The sequence below is a fragment of the Streptomyces recifensis genome (assembly GCF_002154615.1).
Taxonomy (GTDB): domain Bacteria; phylum Actinomycetota; class Actinomycetes; order Streptomycetales; family Streptomycetaceae; genus Streptomyces; species Streptomyces griseoluteus.
Window position 1 is genome coordinate 1 of the sequence record NZ_MUNH01000799.1, and the last position, 1,698, is coordinate 1,698.

At 75.2% G+C, this 1,698-nt stretch carries 2 protein-coding genes; one reads left to right on the plus strand and one right to left on the minus strand.

All coding sequences use genetic code 11. The features are described 5' to 3' along the window. On the minus strand, window positions 1-1,361 hold a 1,361-nt coding region (locus tag CCN33_RS29810), incomplete at its 3' end, for a cell division protein PerM (protein WP_244173988.1). Between the two features lie 96 nt (window positions 1,362-1,457). Here CCN33_RS29810 and CCN33_RS29815 point away from each other — a divergent pair. Further along, window positions 1,458-1,698 (plus strand): SigE family RNA polymerase sigma factor (locus CCN33_RS29815; RefSeq protein ID WP_483027266.1); only part of this gene is annotated, 241 nt, incomplete at its 3' end.

The window sequence follows — 1,698 nt, forward strand, 5'->3', positions numbered from 1 at the left end:
TTCGGGGGTGCTTCCGTCGCGTCGGGGGCCTTCACGCCGGTCGGCGAGGTGCGCTTCTTCGTGCGGCGGGACGGCAGTACGCCTGCGCGGCGGAGGGTGCCAAGGCGCCAGGCTCTCGCGGTGAGGGTCACCGGGGTGCCCAGGAGAAGGAGCCAGAGGGCGGCCGCCGAGCCGGTTCGCCAGGCCACGGGCCCGAACCGGGAGAGGGTCGAGGTGCCCAGGGGGCCGCCGGAGAGTTCGGCGAGGAGGGTGAGGGCGAGGCCGCAGAGCAGGGCGGCCAGGGCCAGTACGCCGACGCTTCGTCCCGCCGACCAGTGCAGCCAGGGGCGGCCCCGTCTCACGGCGGCCGCTGCCACGAACCAGCCCGCCGTCACCCCGGCCGTCACCGGCACCAGGGCGGCCGCCCAGTTCAGCGGCGTACCGGCACCCGCGTCGGGGACGGCCGCGAGCAGCGGGAACGGAGGCAGCAGCGGGGCCGGGTCCGAGGCGAGGGGATGCACCATGTGCCCGGCTCCGAGCGGGAATCCGGGGCCGAGCGCGTAGGAGGCCGACCAGAGGGCCGCGTTGGGGACCAGCGTGACGGCGAGCAGCAGCACCGTGAGCCGCCCGGTCCACCCCTGCGTGAGCTGGGTGAACGCCAGCCGGGCGGTGTCCCCGTGCCAGACCAGGGACGCGCCGAGGATCAGCGCCCCGCCCCCGGTGAGCACGGCCGTGGCCGCTCCGGCCGCGCGGGCCGCCGTACCGAGCACGTCCCCCCGTACCCACTGGGGCAGCCGGGACGACACCGGCGGATGCGGACGCCCGGCGCCCGTCCAGACCCCGACCCCCGCGGCGCCGCCGGCGAGGAGCGGCAGACACACCGTCACCCAGATCCACTCGGGACGGGGTTCACCCCCGAAGGCGTACAGCGTGGCAGCCGCACCCACGCCGAGGTACCCGAGCACGACCCCGGTCCACGCCGTGCGCGCGGGAACCGGCGGCGGGCCGTCGGGCTCTTCGGACGCGTCCGTGGCGTCCCGCGCGGCCCGGTACACCAGCCACACCGGCAGGGCGAGCAGCAGCAACGGGGTCAGCCCGACCGGCTGGGGTGCCCCGGACAGCGTCTCGGCGCGGACCAGTTCGACCCCGTGCGCCAGCAGCCACAGAGCGGCCGCGACATGCAGCGCCCCGCCGGGGCCGCTGTCCGGATAGGGCGAACTGACCCACAGCACCATCACCAGCGCCGCGCACCCGCCGAGCCCGAGCCCGGCCGCGAGCGCACCGCCCGCCAGCGCGGGCCCGAGGCCGGGCGAACGGTCGCGCAACCGGGACCGCAGGGACGACGACATGCGACGGAGTGTCAGCGGCATCACGTCCGCCATGCTCCCAACGACACGCGCTTTCCCGGCGTAACAGGCGAACCACCGAAGTGTCGCCCAATATATTCTTATGTGCCTTTTCACACAGAGGGGTGAGCCGTGACGCAGAACACCGCACTCTCCCTGACCCCTGATCAGGCGTTCGACGCACTCTACGCGTTCTGCGCCCCCGCCCTGGTCCGCCAGACCTATCTGCTGACCGGGCGGCGGGAGTTGGCCCGCGAGGCGGTGGAGCGGGCGTTCCAGGCGGCCTGGCAGCGCTGGCCCGAGGTGGCCCGCGACCGCGACCCGGGCGGCTGGGTCCGGGCGACGGCGTACGAATACGCCCTCTCCCCCTGGC